We start from the raw sequence: 22,742 nt of genomic DNA, 5'->3' as shown, positions 1-22,742 counted from the left end.
CGAAGGTATGAGCGCAACGCGGCCGACCACGGCGCCCCCGGCAGACCCGGCCCACTCGGTCCGGGCGATGCTGGAGGCGCCGCTGTCGCTGCGCGAACGGAAGAAGCTGAGGACCCGCCGGACGATCCGCCGCGAGGCGTACCGGCTGATGGCCGCGCAGGGCTACGAGAACACCACCGTGGAGCAGATCGCGGCCGCGGCCGAGGTCTCGCAGTCCACCTTCTTCCGGTACTTCGCCACCAAGGAGGACCTCGTCCTCACCGACGAGTACGACCCGGCGATCGTCAGCGCGCTGCTCGCCCGCCCCGCTGACGAACCGTTTCTCCGCTCCTGCCGCGAAGCCATCGTCGGCCTGATCCGCGAACTGATCCAGGACGAACGCGACGAGCTGCTCACCCGCCTGCGGCTGATCCACGGCGTCCCCGCGCTGCGCGCCAGGATGCGCGAGAACGCCAACGACCCGCAGCGCCTCTACCTCGCCGTCCTGACCCGGCGCCGGGGCGTCGAGGAGCCGACCTTCGAGATGCGGGTCACCGCGGCCGCCCTGGGGGCGGCGACCGGCGAGACCGTCCTGCGGTGGGCCGAGAGCAACGGCGAGCTGGACATCGCCGACCTGGTCGACCACACCTTCGCCGTGCTGGAGCGCGGCTTCACCGACCTCTAGGGTCGCACCCGCGAAGCCGCGACGGGGCCCGGCCGCCGAGCCGGACCCCGCCGCTCACCCGAGGGACGCGCTCTCCGACGGACTCGTCGTCCGGCGGACCCGCTACCAGACGGACCCGCCATCCGGTGGACCCGCTACCCGATGGACGCGCTAGCCGCGCCGGGCGCCCGCCCGTCGCCGCAGGGCCAGGCCCGCGCCCACCAGCACGGTGGCCCCCAGGGCCGCCGCCGCCGTGACGGCCGGCAGCGTGCCGCCGTCCGCCGCGGCCGCCCCCTGCCCGGTGGCGTCCGGCTGGTAGCCGCCGCCCTTGCCGGCCCGGTCGTACGCCGAGCCGGGCAGCTTGTCCCCGTACCGCTGGTGGACCAGCCGCTGGTAGGCCGCCAGACTCACCCCGGACCCGCCCACCGAACGCCGCGCCTCGTCGTCCAGCGGCAGCACCCGGCCGTCCCGCAGCACGTACCAGGCGTTGAGCTGCGGTTCGCGGAACGGCGTCCCGCCACCGCCGGCCGCCGCCCGCGCCGCGTAGTCGGTCTCGTCGCCGCCCGAGGCGATGTTGACCACCCGCCAGCCGTCGCCCTGTTTGACCGTCCAGACCGAGGCCACCTGGCCGTCCGCCGAGACGGCCTTGCTGGCGGTGTACTCGGCCGTCGCGACCGGTGCGCCCGGGGCGCCGGCCACGAAGCCGGCGTCCAGGGTGTAGACCGGCACGGTGTCGCCCGAGAGGCTCGGCGCGGCCGCGCTCGCCGCCCGCGCCTCCTCGGCCGCGCCGATGGTGAGCTGCTGGGTCGGCGGGACGCCCTTGCGGGCGAAGAAGTGACCCAACCGGTCCAGGACGGCCGGGTCCTGGACCGCGCCCCGGGCCTGCGCGAGGTCGGCGGCGGTGACCGGGGCGGGGGTGCCCGCGGGGCTGTCCGCGGCGGTGTCCGCCTGGGCGGCCGGGGTGACGGCCAGACCGAGGCCGGCGGCGAGCAGGACGGCGACGGCCGCGTTACGGATGCTGGTCATGGCCGCCCTCACGCGCCGATCCGGTACAGGGAATGGGTCCAGGAGAACGTGCCGTTGGACACGTAGTAGGTGAAGTCCGCCCAGTTGTAGCGGGTGTTGGAGGGCCACGGGTCGCCCCAGTACACCCAGTTGCTGCCGGTGTCGTAGCCGTAGACCACGTGCATGTGGCCACCGCCGGAGCTCCACTGGATCCGGGTCTCGATCGGCCGGTTGGCGTTCACCTCGGTCTGCACCGTGCTGTAGCGCAGGTACCCGGTGACGTACGAGCCGGGGTTGATGCCGATTCGGCTGAGACCGTTCTGCACGTCGCCCAGCGTGGCCTGGCTGTTGGGGCAGCTGGAGTTGGACGAGCGGCCGAACGCGGCGTTGCAGAACTGGTTCTGGCTGTAGTCGTACCCGAACCAGGTGGCGATGGTGTTGCCGCTCGCCGCCCAGCACCAGTTGGTCTGCTGTTGCTGCTGCATGGTGATGTTGAGCTTCTTGAACGTGCCGGCCAGATCGGCCGTACTGCCCGGCGCCGCGGCCGGACGAACGTGGGCGGACGCACCGGTGGGGGCCGGCGCGGCCGAGGCGGGGCTGGTCGCCGCGACGCTGAGCGCCGGGCCGAGCACGCCCAGCGCGAGCGCCGCGACGGCGCGGCGCGGACGTATCCGTGGAACTGGCATGGGGGAGTTTCTCCTTGCACGACAGAGGAGTGGGGGTTCCGTCTGGGTGCGGTCCGGATCGCGCCACCGAGCATCGCCCCGTTGACAGAAGCAGGTCAACGGCCTTCACAGCACGCGGAACGCGGTGTGAACGGCCCGGCCCAGGTGTGAACGCCGCCCCGCAAACGCCCGCGCGGCAGGCCCGGACCGGTGACAAACGGCCTTCCACATGTGAATATTCACGACCAGCCGGTGTCTGTCCTGCCCGCCCACCGAGGAGGCCGCCATGCAGCGGAGCGACCAGGCCGACCTCGCCACCGCGCTGCGCACCGGCCCGTTCCACGTGGCCCTGCGCACCGCCATCGCCGCCCGGGGCCTCGCCCTGCACCGGATCCGCCGGCACCTCGCCCTGCGCGGCATCGACATCGGGGTCACCAGCCTCAGCTACTGGCAGCAGGGCCGCCGCCGGCCCGACCGGCCCGAATCGCTGCGCGCGGTCCGGGCCCTGGAGGAGGTGCTGGAACTCCCCGAGCACTCCCTCACCCGGCTGCTCGGCCCCCGCCGGGCCACCCCCGCCGAGCAGGCCGGCCCGCCCGTGCGCCCCTACCGGGACCTCATCTCCCCGGCCGCCGCCGTCGACGACCTGCTCGCCGAGCTCTCCGGCCCGCGCGACACCGGGCTGCACACCATCACCCACATCGAGCGGATCCGGATCGGCGCCGACCGCCAACTGCTGCGCCGGGACTCCCAGCACGCGCTGCGCGCCCACCGCGAAGGCATCGACCGCTACCTGGCCATCTACCAGGGGGACCCGGGCTGCGACATCGCCCGGGTCGGCGTGCGCGCCGAGGAGAACTGCCGCCCCGGCCGGATCCGCCGCGACCAGGCCCATCACCTGCTGGTCGCCGAGCTCCTCCTCGACCGCCGCCTCCGGGCCGGCGACACCCACCTGCTGGGCTACGGCTTCGACGCCAGCCCGTCACCCACGCCCGGCTGCGAGTACGTCCGAGGCTTCAACTCCGGCGCCGGCCAGTACGTCCTTCAGGTCACCTTCCACCCCGCCGCCCTGCCCGTCCGCTGCCACCGCTTCGCCCTCCGCTCCCCCGGCGAGAAGCCTTACGATACGGAGGAGTTGACCCTCGACGGCCACCACTGCGTGCACCTGGTGGCGACGGCTCTCCAGCCCTGCCTGCTCGGCGTCCGGTGGGACTGGGAGTAGCCCGCCCCCGCGCCGTGGACGGGCCGCCCGCCGGTCACGCCCGGACGCCGAAGCGTCGGACGGGGACGCCCGCCGCTCAACCGCGGAAGCCGACCGTCAGGCAGTCCTCCACGGGGCGGTAACCGAGCTGCCGGTAGATCGAGTTGCTGGTCGGGTTGGCCAGATCGGTGAACAGCAGCACCTCGGCCGCCCCCTGCGCGAGCGCGTGCGCCGAGGCCGCCGCGGTGACGCCGCTCGCGTAGCCGCGGCCGCGCCGCTCGGGCGGGGTGTAGACCGGCCCGATCCGCGACATGCCGGCGATCACCGGGCTGTTCCCGGCCATCGCGACCGGGGCGCCGCCGTCCTCCCAGACGTGGAGCAGCCCGGCGGCGATCCGGTCGTCCACCGTGTCCCGGGCGTTGGGGAGTTCGATGGCGACCTCGGCCCCGAAGGCCCCGTACCAGTCGACCAGCAGCTCGCGGTCGGCCGGAGCGCAGACCCGGGGGCGGCCGGCGGGCGCGGCGGGCCGGTCAGCCCGTCGAGCCGGTAGAGCCGCTGACGGGAGCGCGCGCACGCGGTGGCGCCGGTCGCGGCCTGCCAGGCGGCGGCGAACGCGTGGACCGCCGACTCGCCACCGGAGACCGCCGTGACCTCGGTGAAGTCCGGCCCCGCCGCGGCCAGTTCGACGGCGAGCTCGGCCGCCGCCCGGTCCGGCATCACGCCGAGGCGCGGCTCGAACGGCGGGGTCCGCAGGAACGCGCCCTCGACCGGGCCGCGCGGCTCACGGCTCCACCACCCGAAGACCGGCGTCTGCGGGCCGAAGGCGTGCGGCCCGCGCCCGACCAGCCGGTCGCTCACGGTGAGCAGGACGGTGTTCTCGGCCGGGCGGGCGCGGAGGAAGCCGCCCGCCCGCGCGAGGAAGTCGTCCAGGGACGTGGTCAGGGTCCAGGTCATGGGCGATTCTCGCCCGGCCGCGCGGCCGGGCACAGCTGGATTCAGCTCGCCGGGTCGTCCAACTCCACCAGGACGCCCAATCGTTCGGCCAGCACCGCCGGGTCGGTGGTCGGTGCGTCGCAGGCGAAGTGCCGGCAGATGTACGCGGCGGGTGCGCCACCCACCAGCGGCCGGTCCGCCAGCAGCGGCACCTCGTCGGCGTCCGGCGCGCCGACCGCGACCACCGCGCCGGGCGCGGTGCCCAGCAGCGCCGCCCGGTGCAGCGCGGCCGTCGCCGGATCCCCGGCCGATCCGACCACGGCCACCTCGCGCGGGCCGTCCACCAGCGCTTCGGCCACCGCCAGGCCCCAGCCGATGAACCGGGGCGCCCGGCCGGCCAGTGCCCCGACGATGCCGAGCGCCCGCTCGGCGGCCGTGCGGTGGCGCGCCGACCCGGTGTAGGCGGCGTAGGTCAGCAGCGCGCCGGCCGCGGCCGTCCAGCCGGACGGGGTGGCGTTGTCCGTCGGGTCCTGGGGCCGCCGGATCAGCTCCTCGGCGTCGTCGGCGGTGTCGTACAGCGCGCCGGACGCCTCGTCGGCGAAGTGCTTGAGCACGGTGTCCAGCAGCCCGCCGGCCAGCTCCAGCCACTCGGCCTCGCCGGTGACGGCGTACAGCGCGAGGAAGCCCTCGGCGGTGTCCGCGTAGTCCTCCAGGACGCCCGCGTGGGCACCGGCCCGGCCGTCCCGGGAGGTGCGCAGCAGCCGGCCGTCCGGCGTGAGGTGGACCGCCAGCAGCAGGTCGGCGGCGCGTTCGGCGGCCTCGACCAGGTCGGGCCGCTCCAGCAGCGCGCCGGTCTCGGCGAGCGCGGCGACGGCCAGCCCGTTCCAGGCGGCGACCACCTTGTCGTCCCGGGCGGGCGCCGGCCGCTCGGCCCGCGCCGCGAAGAGCCTCGCCCGGATCCGCTCGGCCGCCTCGGCGTCCGGCGGGTCGGCCGGCAGCTGCAGCACCGAGGAGCCGTGCTCGAACGTCCCCGTCGCGGTCACCTCGTAGAGCTCCGCCGCGAGGGCCGCGTCCGCCTCCCCCAGCACCTCGGCGAGCTGCCCCGGCGTCCAGGCGTAGTACGCGCCCTCGACCGAGGCGCCGCTCCCGTCCAGGCTGTCGGCGTCCAGCGCCGAGGCGAACGCCCCTTCGGGGGTGCGCAGTTCACGCAGCAGGAAGTCGGCCGTGGAGAGCGCCACCCGGCGGGCGAGCGGGGAGCCGGTGGCCCGCCACAGGTGCAGGTACGCGCGGAGCAGCAGCGCGTTGTCGTACAGCATCTTCTCGAAGTGCGGGACGACCCAGTCGGCGTCCACCGCGTACCGGGCGAAGCCGCCGCCGAGCTGGTCGTGGATGCCGCCGCGGGCCATCACCGCGGCGGTCCGGACGGCCATCTCCAGCGCGGCCGCCGAGCCGGTCCGGGCGTGGTGGCGCAGCAGGAACTCGATCACCATGGCCGGCGGGAACTTGGGCGCCCCGCCGAAGCCGCCGCGCCGGGCGTCGAAGTCCCGGCCGAGCGCGACCAGCGCCTCGTGCAGCTCGGCCTCCCCCGGCGGCCGGTGGACCCCGCTGCCGACCCCGTACACCGAGGCCCGCTCGGCCAGGTCGGACCGGATCCGGGCGGCGACCTCGCCGACCTCCTCGCGCCGGTCCCGCCAGGCCGCGTCGACGCCCTCCAGGACCTGCCGGAAGGACGGCATCCCGTGCCGGGGCTCCGGCGGGAAGTACGTCCCGAAGTAGAACGGGTCCTTGTCGGGCGTGAGGAAGACCGTCATCGGCCAGCCGCCCTGCCCGGTGGCCGCCTGCACCGCCTCCATGTAGACCGCGTCGACGTCCGGCCGCTCCTCGCGGTCGACCTTCACCGCGACGAACCGCTCGTTGGCGTACGCGGCCAGCGCCTCGTCCTCGAAGGATTCGTGGGCCATCACGTGGCACCAGTGGCACGCAGCGTAACCAACCGATAGCAGAACGGGTACATTGCGCCGTTTCGCTTCCTCGAACGCCTCGGATCCCCACGGCCACCAGTCGACCGGATTGTCCGCGTGCTGAAGCAGATAAGGCGAGGTCACACCAGCCAACCGGTTCATGAGACCCAGCCTCTCACGCCGCCACGGCCCTGCCGGTTCGGCCCGCAAGCCCCCGTCCTACTTGGCCGATTTACACTCATGCGCCATCACGTGGTGAAGGCGGATCGCCCCTTTTGCACCCAGGTCGCCCTGCGGACGCTGGAGGTTCTGCCCCGACTCAGAGCCGGTGCCCGACTGGAAGCGGGCAGTACGCTGAGTCGAGCAGCACCGCATCCTCGAAGGAGGTACTTCATGACCGCCGAGATGGTGGCGCCCGCGTGGATGCACACGCAGATCAGCGCGGAGCAGTACGACTCCTGGACCGAGGAGCAATGCGCCGGCATCGAGATCGTGGACGGGATGGTCGTCGTGAGCCCGAGCGCCTCCAAGCGGCACAACCGGCTGGCTCGGGTCCTGGCCAATGCCCTGGACACCGCCGCGGGCCCAGACTGGAACGCCGACACGGACTTCGACGTCCGCTTGCAGGACGTGCCGCTCACCAACCGCCGCCCGGATATCACCGTGTACCGGGCGGAGACCATCGACTTCACACCCACCCGCCCCGAGCACGTGCTGCTGGTCGTCGAGGTCGTATCCCCGGGGTCAGAGACCACCGACCGGATCGTGAAGGTGGACCAATACGCCAAGGCCGGCATCCCCTTCTACTGGCGCATCGAGCAGTCCCCCATCGGCGGTCCGGTCGTCTACACCTACGTCCTCGACCCGGCCAACAGGGCCTACCGGGACGGCGAGGTGTTCACCGGTACCGTGAAGGCCACCGCGCCGTTCCCTGTCACGGTCGACCTTGGGGCCCTGTGAGCGACGAGGAATCGTCCCCGTCCTCGGCACCTCCGACGCCCTGTGGGCTGAGACATGTCCGCAACCGGGGGCCTCTGGGCATCGGCCCCAGCTCGGCCTGGACCGGTGTTGCTACGGCATTCCGCGTGTCCCGTACAGGCCATGTCGCTTTGGTGGCATCTCTCTTCAGTTAGCTAAACTCGTTTTCTGCGTCGGTTTGCTGCCTGACCAGCAGCGTCGCCGCATGGGTACATCTGTGCACATTCAGCGGTCTTGACTGATCCGCCACGAGTACGCAGAGTTAGCGCACGCGTGGGGGGTGACAGTGGAGTCGCTGGTGGGGGTGCCGAGTGCGCGGCAGCGCTTGTTCTCCGAGCCTCAGCTCGATGACTCGGGTGCAGACACCTTCGACCGGTACAACTGGCAGGCATCGATGGCAGCAGCCGATGGCCTTCGTCTGTACTTGGACTCGCTCGACGGCGATGGACGCCCGCCCAAGGACATCGACAGTCGCATCGTCTGCGAGTTGCAGGAAGACTGGGCAGCGGTCGACGGTGACGCAGTTGAACTGGTCTCGGCCAAGCACCGAGACGTAACCACAGGTCCCTTCACGACGGTCAACGCCCTTGCCGACGCCGGCGGCGTGGCTCACCTCTTCGGCCGTTGGAACGCACTGCACGAGACCGTCACTTGTCGACTCGTGACGACATTTGGCTTGTCGTCCGACGCGCAGAAGCTCGAAAAGGCCTGGGTGAAGCTGAGAGAGCTTCGCATGGCGCGTCAGCCCCTGGACGTGCCCGACGATCACCGCACATCCGTTGCGGACCTCTGCCAAGCCCTGCGGTCGTACTGCAAGGAATTGCCTTCAAGTTGGGCACCAGCCGCAAAACCTATGCCGCCTCCTACCGATGCGGAGATCGCGCAGGTTATCCGATTTATGGCTGTGCTTGATGTCGAGGCCGAGAAGCCTCTCCGCAGCCAGCTCGAGTTCGCCGCCGCAAACATGTATGCACGCCCGCTATGTAACCGCTTGGGACTGCCGATCGACCCTGAGTCGATTTGGGCAGCTGTGCATGACATCTTCTACGCACGCATGCGCAAGGCAGGACCCATCCCGACAGGCAAGCTGCCCGCCGTACTCGCCTACCGGATTGGCGCCACATCACCGAACACGGCCCAGTTGGAGCGCTCCCTCCTAAACCGAATCGTCACACTTGACGACATCGACCTGGCGGTCAGGACTGCCATCTCCCAGCCTCACGGCTATCGGCCACTTCCCCGTCTTCAGCGAACCACCAAGCTCGCCGTGAAGATGCAGGCAGGCCAGTGTCCGGACAACAGCATCGAACGAGCTGAGCACCTAGCTCAGGAGTACAGGGACTTCTGGCGTGATGAGCGCAGCGGCAACCCCACCGCCCGAGTGGCTCAAGCACGCCTCGATCGCTACCTCTTGCGCATCAGCGACGAAGCAACCCAAACCACACTCTCAGAAGTACCTCGAGGGCCAGCGTTCTGGAAGGCCGTACAACACCTTCTCGCGGCCTCATCGCCAGCCGAGCTGCCAAACGGGATAGACAGCGAGCTGCTGCTCGGGGGAATCTGCGATCTGAGCAGCCAGTGCAAGGTGTGGTTCAGTGACCGTTTCGACGTAGACCAAGCCATCGAGGCCATCCAGCGCGGACAGGGGCAGATCTCATGAACGATGCCCTGGACCGCGCCCTGCTGCGCGAGGACCTCGCCTATCACCAAACACGGGTCCTTATCCTCGTGACCTCCGTGGCCGGCACCACTGGCCACAGCGGCAAGCTCGATGGCCTAACAAAACTGGCGAAGCTCGACTTCCTGTTGCGCTACCCCGCCTTGGCCTCCACGGTGCTCGACCTGCTTGATCCGCGAGATCGACGTCTGGCTCTGGCCCCTGAGGAACTAGCGGCACCAACCGAGGTTGAGGCACCGATGACTCGATACAAGTACGGCCCTTGGGATGACCGCTACTACGCAGTCATTGGCGCACTGGTAGGACGCGGCCTTCTTCGCTACACAAAGGGCCGCAGAGGGAGCGTGGCGTTGGTTCCGACGCCGTCGGGTAAGCGACTTGTGGCAGATTTGGCTGCCACAGAAGCTTGGGCGGTTATTAAGGAACGCAGCGACGCCGTCGCGGAAGCCTCTGCAGACATGACCGGAAACACCTTGAAGGACCTCATCTATGAGCGGCTGGCCGATCTCATGAACCGCCCACACAGGGAGGCCATTCAGTGACTACTAAGTTTCGCCTCGAGAAGGTAGAGATCCAGTCTACTGAGGGGCCTGTGCAGTATCAGTTCCCGTCAGATCTGACAGTCCTGGCCGGCCCCACGGGTGTTGGCAAGACCACGCTTCTCGAACTGATCAAGTGGGGTCTAGGAGGCGACGGCCAGCTAGCCCCCGTCGTAACGGAAAACGTTCTAGACCTCTCGCTTCAAGTCTCGGTCGGTGAAAACAGGTTCCGTCTCTCTCGAAGTCTTGACCCGCAAAAAAGGAAAACCGTTCGCGTCACAGATCTCGTGACCGGCGAGCGACTTCGAGATCATCAGGTTAAGTCGGGCGAGGATGGCAGCCTTAACGCTCTTCTCATGACGAGCCTAGGGCTTCCGACTGACATGCGTGCCGCTGCACAGACTGGCCGCAGCACGAAGGCTGGGTCGCGGATTACATTCGCAGACATCTTCACGTACATGTACGTCCCCCAATCGGAAATAAACCGAGACATCGCGAGAAGCCAAGACTCGTATCTCGAGCCGAAACGCAAGGCGGTATTTGAGCTGATTTTTGCGCTCGCCGATCCGGAGCTCTTCGACAAGCGCTCGGAGGCGAACACCCTCAAGGGGATGGTCGAAGAAGCCTCAGATCACCACAAGAAGATTCTCCAATTCTTGCGGGATAGCAACACGCAAACCAAGGAAGAGGCGGAGCAGGAACGCGAGAAAGCCCTCGATTCTCAGCGAGAGGCAGAGGAGCAGAGGACACAGCTCAGGGACGATATCGATCCCGTCACCGATCGCGAAACGCAGGCGCTCCGAGACCTGCTCAGCGAGGCCGAGCGAAGTCTCGCTGATGCACATAGCACGGCGGTTTTCCTCGGCCGACAAGCAGAGGAACTCTCCGGCGAACGCCGTCGGGTAAATGCTGACCTGGCTCGCCTGAACCGAATGCGCGACGCGGGCGAGAGGTTGGCACAGATCGAGTTCACCACCTGTCCCCGCTGTATGCAGGCACTGAAAACCCGTGAGGTGCCCCATGGGCACTGCCGACTGTGCTTGCTTCCGGATGAAGCAGCATCGACGGATGAGCTAGATCAGTACGAAACCGCGCAACTCATGGATCAGATGGAAGAAATGGAAAAGCAGCTGGCCTTCGTTGGCCAGCAGACAGAGAATGCGCGGCAGTTGATCCTGGATCGCCAAAAGCTTGTTCGACACCTTGAGGCCGCGATCGACACACGAACAGCCAACCGCGTAAGCCCGCGGCTTCAAGCGTACAGCGACATCTCCGAGAAAATCGCAGCCTCGCGGGTCGCACAGAAGCACTTCGAGAATGTCCTGCAACAATGGGACCGGGTTGCAGATCTGGCAAACGCGGAAGACGAACTCCGGAAAAAGTACGAGCAAACCGTCCGGGAAATCGAGCAGAAAGATTCGCAACTCCAGGAGCGGCGAAGGTACATCGTTGGCGAGATCTCCAAGGAGTTCAATCGCGTTGTATCAGACCTGCAAATTCCTGGAGTTAAAGAAGCAAGCATTCACGAAACCAACTACCTGCCACTGCTTAACGGGAAACCCTTCAAGCAGTTCTCCCGGGGTGGCGGCATCGTAACTGCCACACAGGTTGCCTATTGGACTGCCCTGCTCGCGGTCGCCCTTCGGGAGAGGGGCGTCCCTTACCCGACTTTCCTGCTTCTCGACAGCCCTCGCCTTGCCCTGAACGAGGAACAGGATCTCACTTTCGGTCTCTATCGGAGGTTGGTGACCCTGGCCGAGGAAAACTCCGGACGAGTTCAGATAATCGTTGCCGACCACGCTCTGCCAACGGCATACCGAAAGGAGTATGCCGAGATCGCCTTCAGCTACGCGAAGCCAACAATTAGCTCAGTAAAGCACCCTGGAAAGGGAGGTGTTAAGCCGTTGGGAGCTACGACTGATTGAGGGAATCTCCGCCGTCTCCGACAGGCAAGTTCATTTCGGGCGAACGAAAATCAAGTCACCCGCCCTCAGCATCAAGCACCTTCTGCAGGCGGGCGCGGGTGCGGTGGAGATGGACGTGGACGGTGTTCACTGCAACACCGAGGTGATCGCCAATCTCAGTTACATGAAGGCCAGTTGCCGCAATAGCCCGTAACAGGATCTTGTGGATGCGAGCTGGTGGGCCGTGTCCGGTGTGACGATTCGTCCGTTGGCTGAGGTGTGAGTGCACCGTGGATGATCGACGACGAGTTGTGGGCGCTGATCGAGCCGGTCCGGCCGGGGCGGTCGCCGGGGCCTCGGCCAGTGGACGACCGGCTGTGCCTGCAGGGAATCCTGTTGGTGCTGTTCACGGGCATCCCCTGGCAGCAGTTGCCGCCGGAGTTGAGCTTCGGCTCGGGGCAGACGTGCTGGCGCCGGCTGTGCCGGTGGACCGAGGCCGGGGTCTTCGACCAGGTCCACCGGATACGGCTCGCCGAGTTGAACGCGGCCCGGCGGATCGACTGGACGAGGGCTTGTGTGGACGCCTTCCACGCGCGGGCCAAAAAGGGGGTGCCGGGGTTGGCCCGTCGCCGGTCGACCGCGGCAAGTCGGGCAGCAAGCACCACCTGACCTGCGACGGCAACGGCACCCCTCTCAAGGTCATCACCACCGGCGGGAACGTCCCCGACATCACCCAGGCCCTCGCCCTGGTCGACGGCGTCCCACCGATCGCCGGGCGACCGGGTTGGCCCAGGAAGAGGCCCAAGTCCCTGCTCGGCGACAAGGGTTACGACAGCCGGCACGTGAGGCGGCAGCTGACCCGGCGTCGGATCCTGCCGGTCATCTCCCGACGTGGCGAGCCGGACATCCGCGGCCTCGGCGAGCTCCGCTACGTGGTCTAGCAGACCTTCGCCCTGCTACACCAGTTCAAGCACCTGCACCCGCTGGGGACATCGCCTCGACCTCCACGACTCACTCGCGTCCGCCCTCGTCTGCTGGCGAAGACTCAACAAGCCAATGCCGTGATCGTGTTACGAGCTCTTATGGCTCCGTGCCCCTACTCCTCAGCGATGTCTGCGAGTCCGCTGCCCTCGAGGCACTGGCGGATGGTGGCATACCTCTCGGGCCCCCACTCTGGTGAGGCGGCCAGCTCGGCCTCCACCCAAGCGTCGATGCTTGCGTCCAGCTGCTCATCGTATGTGTCCATGCGGCTACCTTCTGGCAACACCCCAGGGGTGGACTACCTGGTTGCGTAAGTTCACTGGCACTAGTTGACGATACGTCAGAAACTAACCAATGGCAGGATGCGTACCCCACCGAGAGAGGATGGGTACGTCCCGCCTTGCTGCTTCTGACATCGCCTCCTCTCCCCCACTCCCACCAGTCCACAGGATTGATGGCGTGCTGCTGGAGACAGGGCGACTGGGCATGGACCAGTCGATTCACCATGCCCGGCAGTATCCCAGCCGCCTGCCCCGTCGCGGGGACCGATGCGCCAAACACACCGAGGCAGGACGGCATGACTGAGACTTGCAACCGGTATCTAAGTACAGGTTTACCGTCGTAGACATCCCCGCCATACCGCACGCGGGGTGGATGCGAGGAGCAGACCATGACGGAGCTGAGCTGGGTGCCGACGTCGTGCACTCTGCCCACCGAGCAGCAGCCGCTGCGGGTGGCCGAATGGGACGGGCTGTTCACCGACCACCTGACGGCCGTGACCCGGCCGGACCGGCTCCGGTTGCACCTGCTGCTCGACGCCGCCGAGGGCACCGACGAGAAGGTACGAGACCTGGCCGACCGCGAGAGCGGATGCTGCTCGTTCTTCACCTTCACCGTCACCCCGGCCACCGACGGCGAGGTGCACTTGGAGGTCGAGGTCGACCCGGCACACGAGAAGGTGCTGGCCGCCCTGCACGAGCGGATCACCGCCACCGGCGGCCGGCCGTGACCGGTGAGGGCCTGCGCTCGGGGCAGGTCGCCGACGCGGCCGGGGTGAACGTCCAGACCCTGCGCTACTACGAGCGGCGCGGCCTGCTGGCGGAGCCGGACCGCTCCCCGGGCGGCCACCGCCTCTACGACGAGCAGGCCGTCACCGTGCTGCGGGTGATCAAAGCCGCCCAACGCCTGGGCTTCACCCTGGAGGAGGTCGCCGAGCTACTGGAGACCGGCCGCCACCGCCACGGCCGCCCCGTCCCCGGACTCCGGGAACGCGCCCGCGCCAAGCTCGCCGAGGTCGAGCAGAAGATCGCCGACCTCACCACCATCCGCGAAGCCCTCACCACCGCCCTCGACGCCGGCTGCGACGACCTCACCCGGTGCGCCGGAAGCGCGTGCTGCCCCATCCCCTTCACCGACCTCGCCCAGGAGACACGCCATGCCGGACCCTGCTGCTGACCAGCCCACCCACCGCACCCCCAAGACCCTGGGCGCACTCGCCGCCCTGGCCTGCGTGGCCTGCTGCGCACTGCCCGTCCTGATCACCGCCGGGGTCGTCGGCGCAGGCGTCGGCGCGGTGGTCGAGTGGCTGCCCGCCATCGCGCTTGTCTTGGCCGTCCTCGCGGTAGGCGCCTGGTGGCTGGGCAGGCGCCGCGCCTCCTGCTCCTGCGGGCCGAAGGCCGACGGGCAAGCCGGGTGCGGCTGCGGGAAGTCCGGCGACCTGCTGACGATCGGCGCCCCGGGCGCGAAGCGGGACCGGTAGGCACCCTCGCTCGTCCCCGTCCCTTCCCCTTCGCGTGTCGGCGAGCTGAGCAGGCCCGGCGACCGCGTCGACACCTTCCCGGACCGGAGCTCCCAGTTGTCCGTGCGCGTGCCCAGGATGGGCCTCCTTCTCCGCCGGGCCGCGGCCCGGCACCCGGCGGCGGTCATCGCCGGGGCGGTCGCCATGGCCCTGGTGGCCAACCTGGTCCTGTGGCTGGCCGGCCTGAGCCTCGGCGGGTCGTTCCGGTTCACCGAGGCCGAGAGCTCCCTGCACACCGCCACCGCCCCGCAGGGTGTCATCACCTTGACGGTGCTGCCGATGAGCGCCGGAGTGGGCCGCGGTTTGCGGCCCCGCGCTCCTTGCTCCTCAAACGGCGACAGCGGGCGGGCTGTCCTCCAAGCGCCGGCGGATGCTGGCGTACTTCTCGGGCCCCCACTCGGGCGAGGCGTCCAGTTCGGACTCCACCCAAGCGTCTATGGCTTCACCCAGTTCCTCATCGTACGTGTCCATGCGATTACCCCCTGACAACGCCCCAGGTCAGGACTACCTGGTTGTGTTAAGTCATTGGCACCAGTGGCAGGCCGCGTACCCGACCGACAGCAGCACCGGCACGCCGCGCCGCTCCGCCTCCGCGAACGCCTCGGGGCCCCAGGGCCACCAGTCGACCGGGTTGTCGGCGTGCTGCAGCAGATAGGGCGAGGTCGCACCGGCGAGACGATTCACGCCGCCACCCTACTCATGGCAGGCGACGGGACAGCTGTCGAAACGGCGGCCCGGTGCGCCCGAGTGCCGGCGGTGCGGTCCGGCGGTGGTCGAGCGTCCTGGTCGCGAAGGCCCGGGACGCGGGGGCTGCCCGGGGACGGCTGCTCGGCGTCCGGCCGCTGCCGCAACTGATCCGACGCGCACCGTCGGGTGTTCGCCCCGTCGATCCGGGGCGGGAGGCGGCGTTGAACCGGCGCGCCGCCCCGGGCCGTTGAGTCGACGCGGACGGCGGGGGCGATGCGGTGACAGGAGGCAATGGCGTGACGGGCGACCACACGGTCATCGAACGGGTGCGGCGGCTGGAACGGGAGGCGGACTGGGACCTCGCCCCGGTGTACGGGCCCGTCCCGCCGCCACAGGAGCCCGAGCGGCACCGGCCGCTGGACGCCACGGGCACGGTGCCCGTGCTCCCGGAGGCCGCTCCCCTCGCCGCCCCGCCCCAGCCGGCGGCACAGCCGGCCCAAGCCGTGCCGGGGGTCGCCGCGCCCGTCGCCCGGCGGAGCCTGCGCGGGATCGGCCTCGGCGCCGGGCTCGGCCTGGGCCGGGTCGATCGGGAACGGCTGGAGGCCGTCGTCCGCACCCCGCTGCACCGCTCCTACCGGATCGCGGTCGTCGGCCTCAAGGGCGGTGTGGGCAAGACCTCCGTGACGCTGGCGCTCGGCTCCGTGCTCGCCGAGACGCGGTCCGACAAGGTGATCGCCGTCGACGCCAATCCGGATACCGGCACCCTGAGCGGGCGGGTTCACCGGGAGACCACGGCCACCGTCCAGGACCTGCTGGTCGCCGCTCCCTCGATCACCGGCTACATGGACATCCGCCGCTTCACCTCGCTGACCCCCAGCGGTCTGGAGGTGCTGGGCAACGACCCGGACCCGGCGGTCGCCACCGCCTTCGGCGGCGAGGACTACCAACGGCTGGTCGACCTGCTCGCCCGCCAGTACCCGATCGTCCTCAGTGACTGCGGCACCGGCCTGCTGCACGGCGCCACGCGCGCCGTGCTCGACCTCGCCGACCAGTTGGTCATCGCCGCCACCGCCAGCCTCGACGGCGCGAGCGGCGCCGACGCCACCCTGGAGTGGCTGCACGCGAACGGTTACGGGCCGCTGGCGCGGCGCAGCGTGACCGTGGTCTCCGGCGTCCGCGGCACGGGCCGGGTGGTGAAGGCGGAGCACCTGGTGGCGCATTTCGAGAGCCTCTGCCGGGCCGCCGTCGTCCTGCCCTTCGACGAGCACCTGGCCCTCGGCGGGACGTTCGAGCCCGCGAAGCTCCGCCACCGGACCCGCCGCGCCCACCTCGAACTCGCCGCCGCGGTCGCCGAGGGGATGAGCCACCCGGGCGCCGCCCTTCCCGCCGGCTAGGGCCTGGGAGGGCCCGTCAGGCCTGCCAGCGCCCGGGGCGCCAGGCGCGGCGGCGGCCGGCCGCGCAGACCAGTGCGGTGCCGGTGACCAGGGCGACGCCGGCGAGGACGGCGCCCGCCGTCACCACCGCCCGGTGCCCGGCGGTGTCCGGCGACGGCGGCCGGAGTGCGGCGACGGTCAGGGCCGGGCGGGGCGACGGCGGGACGGCGGCCGGCGCCGGGGCGCCGACGGCGGCCGCCGGGTCGACTGTGCCGTAGCCCACGCGGGGGTCCGGCAGGGCGGTGCCCGGGTGGTAGGCGGTGGACGTCAGACGGTCCTTCAGCCCGGCCGGCCCGAGGTCGGGCCGGTAGCCGAGGACCAGGGCGGCGGTGCCGGCCACCACGGCGGCGGCGAAGCTGGGCCCCGAGCCGGTGAAGTAGCCCTTGCCGCCGGGCCCGACGCTCATCATGGCGCCCCCCGGCGCCACCAGGTCGATCCGCCCGGCCCCGCCGCCCGGGGCACCGGAAGTGCCGGAAGTGCCGGAGGTGCCCGAGCCGACCCCGCCCGACCCGCCGGAGTCCGTACCGCCGCCGTTCGGGGCGCCGTTCGGGGCCAGGTCGGACACCGTCAGGACCTCCGCGGGGGCCGGGGCGGACCCGGACCCGCTGCCCTGGTCGGGCCCGGCCGGGGCGACCACCAGAGCCCCCTTGCCGCCTGCGTAGCGGACCGCGCCGGCGAGGTCCTCGTCGCCCGCCGCGACGGGCAGGGCCAGCGCGATCACCCGGGCGCCGCCGTCGGCCGCGTCGCGGATGCCCTTGGCCAGCAGGGCGGCGGTGGTGTTCCCAGCGTCATCGGTCACGGCCACGGCCAGGACGCGCGCCTCGGGGGCGATGCCCGCGAAGCCGACGCCGTCGCGCCGGCCGGCCGCGATCAGTCCGGCGAGGAACGTGCCGTGGCCGACGCAGTCGCGGGTGGAGGCGCCCTCGCCGTACTCGCGCGGCCCCGGCACCAGGCGCCCGCCCAGGACGCCGGAGGCCGGATCCACTCCGGAGCCGACGACGGCGACGGTCACCCCGGCGCCGCGGCCGAGCTGCCAGGCGGTCTCGGGACGCAGGAAGGCCTGCGCCCACGGCATCCGGTCGGTGTCCTTGTCGGAGGGCTTCACGCAGCCGTCCGCGCGGCCCGCGCTCCGGCTCTGCCCGATCACGGGCAGCGACCCCGGCTCGGCGCCGCCGGAGGAGGGCTGTCCCGGACGGGCCGTACCCGCCGCGGCGGGAGTGCCGGGGACCGGGGCGCCGGGGACCGGCACCCCGGGGACCGGGGCGCCAGGTGCGGCGCCGGCCGGGCCGGCCTGCGCCAGCAGGATGCCGAGGCACAGCACAGCGCACACCGCCGGACCGGCCCCCGTCCGCCGCACCCCCGCAGCCGGTCGGATCCGCGCGGCGCGGCGCGTACGGGAGCGAGCGCCGGTCATACAGCCCTCGCCCGCGCCGGCACGGGGATGTCCTGCGGCAGCAGCAGGCTCAGCTCCGAGACGTCGCCGATGTCGAGCCGGGCCAGGCGCCCGGCCTGCCGGGTCACCATCGCCTCCAGCGTCTGCCGGGCGAAGCGGCCGTTGCCGAAGTTACGGTCGCGCGGGACGGTTTCGCACAGCTGCGCCAGGGCGGCGAGGGTCTCGGGCGCGCAGACGTAGCCGGCCTGCTCGGCCTGCAGCCGGACGATGGTGACGAGTTCGTCCGCGCTGTAGTGGTCGAAGGCGATCTGCTGGGAGAAGCGGGAGGCCAGGCCGGGGTTGGAGGCGAGGAAGCCCTCCATCTCCTCCTGGTAGCCGGCGACGATCACCACGACCTCGTCGCGGTGGTCCTCCATCAGCTTCATCAGGGTGTCCACCGCCTCCTGGCCGAAGTCCCCGCCGGCCCCGTTGCGGGGCGTCAGGGTGTAGGCCTCGTCGATGAACAGCACGCCGCCGCGCGCGCGTTCGAAGGCGTCGCGGGTGAGCTGGGCGGTGTGGCCGATGTAGCGGCCGACCAGGTCGGCGCGGGCGGTCTCGATCAGCTGACCGCCGGGCAGCACGCCGAGTTCGGCGAGGAGCTCGCCGTACAGGCGGGCGACGGTGGTCTTGCCGGTACCGGGCGGCCCGGCGAAGACCAGGTGGTGGCTGATCTTCGCGGTGGGCAGGCCGGCCTCCTCCCGGCGGCGCACCTGGGTGATGAGGTTGACCAGGTTCTCGACCTGCTCCTTGGCGGCGGCCAGGCCGACCATCGAGCGCAGCTGTTCCAGCAGTTCGGTGCCCCTGCCGCCGTCGGCGCCCGCCGCGCCGGCCTCCGCCCGGGCCGCGGCGGCGGCCTCCGCGCCGAGGTCCTCGGGCAGCAGCAGCGGCAGGTCCGCGTCGGTGACTTCGGCGAGCTCGGCCAGCCGGGACGCCTGGCGGTCCACCATCTCCTCGAACACCTTGCGGGCGGCGCGGCCGTTGCCGAAGTCGGCGCCCTTGGGCATCCGCGTGAAGTGCGTCCCGAGCGCGTCCACGGTGACGGCGTCGAGTTCGTAGCCGTGCGCGGTGGCGGACCGCTCGACGATGGTGACCAGTTCCTCGGGCGAGTAGTTGCGGAAGTCCACGGTGCGGCTGAAACGGGAAGCCAGGCCCGGGTTGGAGGCGAGGAAGTCGCGCATCTCGTCCGAGTACCCGGCGACGATCACCACCACGTCGTCGCGGTGGTCCTCCATCAGCTTGACCAGGGTGTCGATCGCCTCCCGGCCGAAGTCCGGTCCGGTGCCGCCGGAACCGGCGGACAGCGTGTACGCCTCGTCGACGAACAGCACGCCGCCGAGCGCGGACTGGAAGACCTCGGTGGTCTTGATCGCCGTGCCGCCGATGATCGAGGCGACCAGGTCGGCGCGGGCCACCTCGACCAGGTGGCCGCTGGGCAGCACGCCGAGCTCGGCGAGGATGGCGCCGTAGAGACGGGCGACGGTGGTCTTGCCGGTACCGGGCGGCCCGGCGAAGACCAGGTGGCGGCCCATCGGCAGAGCCGGCATGCCGGCCTGTTCCCGGCGCCGGGCCAGCTTGTTGAGGTTGACCAGGGTGGCCACCTGGTCCTTGACGCCCTCCAGACCGACCAGCGCCTGCAGCGCGGCCTGCGGTCCCTCCGGCTCGGGCGGCGGCGGGGCGGCGGCCGAGTGCCGCGCCGGGTCGGTGGCGTCGTCGCGGTCCCCGGCGCCGGTGCCGTCCTGCGCGCCGGCCGGCCGGACCGCCGCGGGGCCGTCCTCGGCGCCGGCGCTCGCGCTGCCGTGGCTGTCGGCGCGGCCGTTGTCCCGGCTGGTGAGGTCCTGTACCGCCAGCCGGCTGCCGGCCCTGGTCTGGCGCAGCCCCGAGCCGCGGTTGCCGGCGACGGTGCACCCGGTGATCCGGACCGGTTCCTCGGAGTCCACCCGCAGGCCGTCGCCGGCGTTGTCGGTCAGTTCGCAGCCGTTCAGCGCGGCCCGGCTGCCCGCCGCCGTCAGCACGCCGTGGCCGCGGTTGCCGTGCACCCGGGCGCGGACCATGGTGAGTTCGCCGCCGTCCTCGACCAGCACGCCGTCGCCGGTCCACTCGGCGATGTCGCAGTCGCGCAGGGAGGCGACGCCGCCGGGGCCGACCTCGACCCCGGCCACCGCGGCGGCCCGGCCGGGGCCGGCGGCCGGGGCGCCGCCGCGCACCGTGGAGCCGCCGACCTGGGTGTTGCCGCCGTCGGCGACCCGCAGTGCGGCCCGCCCGGTGGCGGACAGCACGCACGACTCCAGCCGTCCGCGTCCTTCCCGGAACACCTCGACGCCGTGGCCGCGCACCTCCGCGATGTCCAGGCGGCGCAGCAGCGGGTTGGCGCCGTCGCGGACGCTCACCCCGGCCCCGGCCGCGCCGCGCACCTCCAGCCGGTCGAACTCGGCGGCGCTCTCGCCGGTCAGCTCGACTCCCGCCCCGGCGCTGTCGGCGACCGCGGTGCGGGTCAGGGCGGGGCTGGAGGACTCGTCCACCAGGATCCCGGCCAGCTCCGAGGCGGCCACCTCGCACTCCTCGAAGCGGCCGCGGGAGCGGCCGGTGACGTGGATGCCGTGGCCCTTGGTGCGCACCGTGCGGCAGCGCCGCAGCAGCGGGTCGGTGCCGCCGGCCAGCACCACGCCGTGGCCGCGGGTCGAGCTGACGGTGCAGTCCTCCAGCACCACCTGGGCGGCGGAGCTGACGTAGACGCCGATCGAGGTGTCCAGGACGGTGGTGCGCAGCACCCGGGTGGAGCTGTTCTCCTCCAGGGCTATGCCGGGCTTGTCGGTGGCGGAGATCTCGCAGTCCTCGATCGAGCCGCGGCCCTCGCCGTTGACGCAGACGCCGTTGCCGCGGGCGTCGCGCATGACGCAGCCGCGGACGACGGGGTTGGCGCGTTCGCCGATCACCACGGCGGAGCTGCCGAGGTGTTCGATCACGCAGTCCTCGATGACGCTGGTGCCGGTCGAGGTCTCGACGATGCCGGCCCCGGCGGGGTTGACGACGCGGCAGCCGCGCATCGCCAGCGAGCCCTGCTGGCGGGCCAGCACGGCCGTCCAGGAGTTGCCCGCCACCTCGCAGTCCTGGAGGGCGGCCTGGCCGCGCGGGACGTCGACGGTGGGCAGTTCCTCGTCCTGGCCCTGGAGGACCAGGCCGGTGAGCTGGACGGCCTCGGCGACCACCTGCACCACCGCGCCGCGCCGGGGTGAGATGCGCACGCTGCCGCGGGCCTCCTCGGCGGTGATGGTCACCATCTTGGTGATCACCAGGTTCTCCTCGTAACGGCCCGGGCGGACGCTGATGACCGCTCCGCTGCGGGCCGCCTCCAGGGCGGCGCCGATCGTGCGGTAACCGCCGCCGCTCGGCTCCGCGCAGACCGTCAGCACATGGCGGCTCATCGGGCGTTCTCCTCCGTCGTTCGTGGGGCGGTGACGCTGGTCGGGCGGTGGTGCGGGCGGTGGTGCGGGCGGCGGTCGCTGGGCTGCCGGTGGTGCGGGCCGCGGGTCAGCCGGTGCAGTTGGCCCTGACGGCGGAGGCGGCGTGGTGGGCGTAGGTCTGGGTGCCGCCCTTCCAGTCGTTGCCGCGGCTGTGGAGCACCACGGCGATCCTTCCGCCGCTGAGCGGGAAGGTGCCCGCGGAGACCCACTGGCCCCGGTGGGAGACCTGGTTCACCTCGAAGGACCTGTCCTGCACGGTGTAGTAGGTCGGGGCGCCGCCGACCGCCTTGATGTCCCCGTCGGGCACGAAGACCGACAGGTTGCAGGTGCCGGTGGTGACCGGGCCGGTGGTGAAGGTCCACACCACCGAGTTGCTCTTGTCGTCGTTCGCGTCGCCGGACATCGGCACCGAGCTGAAGCCGCCGCCGCAGCCGTCGCCGGTGTAGCCGCCGGAGTTGCGACGCCAGCCTTCCTGGCCCTTGTCGTACCAGCCGTTCAGCTGCATGGAGGTGGACCCGCCGCAGCCGGGGCCCGCGACAGCGTAGTAGGTCGGCGGCGGGGGCGGGGGCGGCGGGGCCGCCTGCTGGGTGGGCTTGGCCGGGGGCACGGCGGGCTGCTCGGCGGCGGGCGGCTGGGGCTGCGGCGTGCCGGCGGCCTGTCCGGTGGTCTGGGCGGTGCTCTGCCCGGCGCCCTGGGCGGGTGCGGGGGCGCTCGCCGCGGTGCCGGTGGCGGGACGACCGGTGGGCCGTGCGCTCGGGCCCGGGTCGGGTGCCTGGACGGCGTCGGGCAGGGCGGCGGCCCCGGCGGCGGCGGGGACCACGCCGTCCCCGGGTGCCGGGCCGTCGGCCGGCGGGCCGGGCTGCGGGGGCTGGTCGCCGGGCGGGTTACCGGGCGGGTTTCCGGGCGCGTCGGGGCCCGGCACGTAGCCGTCGCCGCCGCCGTCCGGCTGGGAGTACCCGGCGGGCGGCGGGCCGTCGGCGCCGGGGGTGTGGGGGCCGTCCCCGCCGAACCCGGAGAGGGCCAGCGGCACCCCGACCAGCACGAGGCCGGCGATCACCGCGGCGGCCACCATCGACTTGGGGAGGCGGCGTTGGCCGCCCTCCTCCTCGGCCGCTCCCGCCGGTGCGGGCACGGCGCTCACCCCGGCGCGGGACTGCCCGGGGGCCGCGGCGCCGCTCTCCCCGACCGGGGGCACCGCCCCGGCGGCGCCCACAGCGGCGGGCGCCCGCCGCGCGGGCCCGGCCGCGGCCTCCGCCGGCTGCCCGGCCTCCTCGGCCGGCTCGGGCACCGCCCATGCCACGGCGGGCAGTTGGACGCCCCCGCCCGACGGCTGACTCTCACGTCCGTTGCGCACCTTGCCCACCCGGGCCTCCTGGCTCTCGACAACGACACCCGACAGGGACGGCCCGTCCCGGCCTCATCGGCCGCCCGACACAGCCGTCCCTT

General features: G+C 71.6%; 18 protein-coding genes and 2 pseudogenes. 11 read left to right on the top strand and 9 right to left on the bottom strand.

What is annotated here, in order from left to right; translation table 11 throughout:
- Positions 1 to 7: 7 nt before the first annotated feature.
- The gene (locus ABZ495_RS17940; RefSeq protein WP_359836759.1) at positions 8 to 664 is read left to right on the top strand and encodes a TetR family transcriptional regulator; all 657 of its coding nucleotides are present in this window, start codon (positions 8 to 10) and stop codon (positions 662 to 664) included.
- Positions 665 to 814: 150 nt separating this feature from the next.
- Here ABZ495_RS17940 and ABZ495_RS17935 read toward each other — a convergent pair whose 3' ends face one another.
- A complete protein-coding gene (locus ABZ495_RS17935; protein WP_359836757.1) occupies positions 815 to 1,669 on the bottom strand; it encodes a hypothetical protein in 855 nt (284 codons plus the stop codon).
- Positions 1,670 to 1,677: 8 nt separating this feature from the next.
- Positions 1,678 to 2,334, bottom strand: coding sequence for a papain-like cysteine protease family protein (locus ABZ495_RS17930; protein ID WP_359836756.1), 657 nt, complete (start codon positions 2,332 to 2,334; stop codon positions 1,678 to 1,680).
- 265 nt (positions 2,335 to 2,599) lie between these two features.
- On the opposite strand from ABZ495_RS17930, the gene ABZ495_RS17925 reads away from it, so the two are divergent.
- The gene (locus ABZ495_RS17925; protein ID WP_359836754.1) at positions 2,600 to 3,532 is read left to right on the top strand and encodes a hypothetical protein; all 933 of its coding nucleotides are present in this window, start codon (positions 2,600 to 2,602) and stop codon (positions 3,530 to 3,532) included.
- A 76-nt stretch (positions 3,533 to 3,608) separates the two neighbouring features.
- On the opposite strand, the gene ABZ495_RS17920 is transcribed toward ABZ495_RS17925, so the two are convergent.
- The gene (locus ABZ495_RS17920; RefSeq protein ID WP_359836751.1) at positions 3,609 to 4,085 is read right to left on the bottom strand and encodes a GNAT family N-acetyltransferase; all 477 of its coding nucleotides are present in this window, start codon (positions 4,083 to 4,085) and stop codon (positions 3,609 to 3,611) included.
- Positions 4,086 to 4,506: 421 nt separating this feature from the next.
- The gene (locus ABZ495_RS17915) at positions 4,507 to 6,567 is read right to left on the bottom strand and encodes a thioredoxin domain-containing protein (RefSeq protein WP_359836750.1); all 2,061 of its coding nucleotides are present in this window, start codon (positions 6,565 to 6,567) and stop codon (positions 4,507 to 4,509) included.
- Positions 6,568 to 6,798: 231 nt separating this feature from the next.
- Between ABZ495_RS17915 and ABZ495_RS17910 the strand changes: the two genes are divergently transcribed.
- The 5 genes and pseudogenes from ABZ495_RS17910 to ABZ495_RS17890 all read left to right on the top strand — a co-directional run bounded on the left by ABZ495_RS17910 (position 6,799) and on the right by ABZ495_RS17890 (position 12,569).
- On the top strand, positions 6,799 to 7,365 hold the full coding sequence (locus tag ABZ495_RS17910) for a Uma2 family endonuclease (protein ID WP_359836748.1): 567 nt from the start codon (positions 6,799 to 6,801) through the stop codon (positions 7,363 to 7,365).
- Between the two features lie 304 nt (positions 7,366 to 7,669).
- Positions 7,670 to 9,043: a hypothetical protein gene (locus tag ABZ495_RS17905; protein ID WP_359836746.1), complete on the top strand. Its 1,374-nt coding sequence runs from the start codon at positions 7,670 to 7,672 to the stop codon at positions 9,041 to 9,043.
- Positions 9,040 to 9,603 (top strand): hypothetical protein, encoded by a 564-nt coding sequence (locus ABZ495_RS17900; protein WP_359836745.1) that lies wholly within the window; start codon positions 9,040 to 9,042, stop codon positions 9,601 to 9,603. Before ABZ495_RS17905 ends, ABZ495_RS17900 begins: the two co-directional genes overlap by 4 nt.
- Positions 9,600 to 11,525 (top strand): AAA family ATPase, encoded by a 1,926-nt coding sequence (locus ABZ495_RS17895; RefSeq protein ID WP_359836743.1) that lies wholly within the window; start codon positions 9,600 to 9,602, stop codon positions 11,523 to 11,525. The genes ABZ495_RS17900 and ABZ495_RS17895 overlap by 4 nt, the downstream gene beginning before the upstream one ends.
- Before the next feature lie 273 nt (positions 11,526 to 11,798).
- Positions 11,799 to 12,569 (top strand): annotated as a pseudogene (locus tag ABZ495_RS17890) (IS5 family transposase).
- Positions 12,570 to 12,584: 15 nt separating this feature from the next.
- On the opposite strand, the gene ABZ495_RS17885 reads toward ABZ495_RS17890, so the two are convergent.
- The gene (locus tag ABZ495_RS17885) at positions 12,585 to 12,992 is read right to left on the bottom strand and encodes a DUF255 domain-containing protein (RefSeq protein WP_359836741.1); all 408 of its coding nucleotides are present in this window, start codon (positions 12,990 to 12,992) and stop codon (positions 12,585 to 12,587) included.
- Positions 12,993 to 13,155: 163 nt separating this feature from the next.
- On the opposite strand from ABZ495_RS17885, the gene ABZ495_RS17880 reads away from it, so the two are divergent.
- From ABZ495_RS17880 to ABZ495_RS17870, 3 genes are read left to right on the top strand one after another with little or no spacing between them, the layout of a single operon-like run.
- Positions 13,156 to 13,494, top strand: a complete 339-nt coding sequence (locus ABZ495_RS17880; protein WP_359836739.1) for a hypothetical protein — start codon at positions 13,156 to 13,158, stop codon at positions 13,492 to 13,494.
- On the top strand, positions 13,491 to 13,940 hold the full coding sequence (locus ABZ495_RS17875) for a MerR family transcriptional regulator (protein WP_359836737.1): 450 nt from the start codon (positions 13,491 to 13,493) through the stop codon (positions 13,938 to 13,940). The genes ABZ495_RS17880 and ABZ495_RS17875 overlap by 4 nt, the downstream gene beginning before the upstream one ends.
- Entirely contained in the window at positions 13,921 to 14,244 is a 324-nt protein-coding gene (locus ABZ495_RS17870) for a hypothetical protein (RefSeq protein WP_359836735.1), read from the top strand. Before ABZ495_RS17875 ends, ABZ495_RS17870 begins: the two co-directional genes overlap by 20 nt.
- 567 nt (positions 14,245 to 14,811) lie before the next feature.
- On the opposite strand, the pseudogene ABZ495_RS17865 reads toward ABZ495_RS17870, so the two are convergent.
- Positions 14,812 to 14,967, bottom strand: a pseudogene (locus tag ABZ495_RS17865) (DUF255 domain-containing protein); the annotation flags it as partial.
- 299 nt (positions 14,968 to 15,266) lie between these two features.
- On the opposite strand from ABZ495_RS17865, the gene ABZ495_RS17860 reads away from it, so the two are divergent.
- Complete coding sequence (locus tag ABZ495_RS17860) at positions 15,267 to 16,364, top strand: MinD/ParA family protein (RefSeq protein WP_359836733.1); 1,098 nt, start codon at positions 15,267 to 15,269, stop codon at positions 16,362 to 16,364.
- 16 nt (positions 16,365 to 16,380) lie between these two features.
- Here the strand turns inward: ABZ495_RS17860 and ABZ495_RS17855 are convergent, their stop codons facing one another.
- The 3 genes from ABZ495_RS17855 to ABZ495_RS17845 all read right to left on the bottom strand — a co-directional run bounded on the left by ABZ495_RS17855 (position 16,381) and on the right by ABZ495_RS17845 (position 22,650).
- Complete coding sequence (locus tag ABZ495_RS17855; protein WP_359836731.1) at positions 16,381 to 17,733, bottom strand: S8 family serine peptidase; 1,353 nt, start codon at positions 17,731 to 17,733, stop codon at positions 16,381 to 16,383.
- An 80-nt stretch (positions 17,734 to 17,813) separates the two neighbouring features.
- Positions 17,814 to 21,257, bottom strand: a complete 3,444-nt coding sequence (locus tag ABZ495_RS17850) for a right-handed parallel beta-helix repeat-containing protein (RefSeq protein WP_359836728.1) — start codon at positions 21,255 to 21,257, stop codon at positions 17,814 to 17,816.
- A 106-nt stretch (positions 21,258 to 21,363) separates the two neighbouring features.
- A complete protein-coding gene (locus tag ABZ495_RS17845; RefSeq protein WP_359836727.1) occupies positions 21,364 to 22,650 on the bottom strand; it encodes a hypothetical protein in 1,287 nt (428 codons plus the stop codon).
- Positions 22,651 to 22,742 lie beyond the last annotated feature (92 nt).

This window comes from Kitasatospora sp. NPDC005748, assembly GCF_040630735.1.
Classification (GTDB): domain Bacteria; phylum Actinomycetota; class Actinomycetes; order Streptomycetales; family Streptomycetaceae; genus Kitasatospora.
This window is presented reverse-complemented; position numbering and strand designations above follow the sequence as displayed.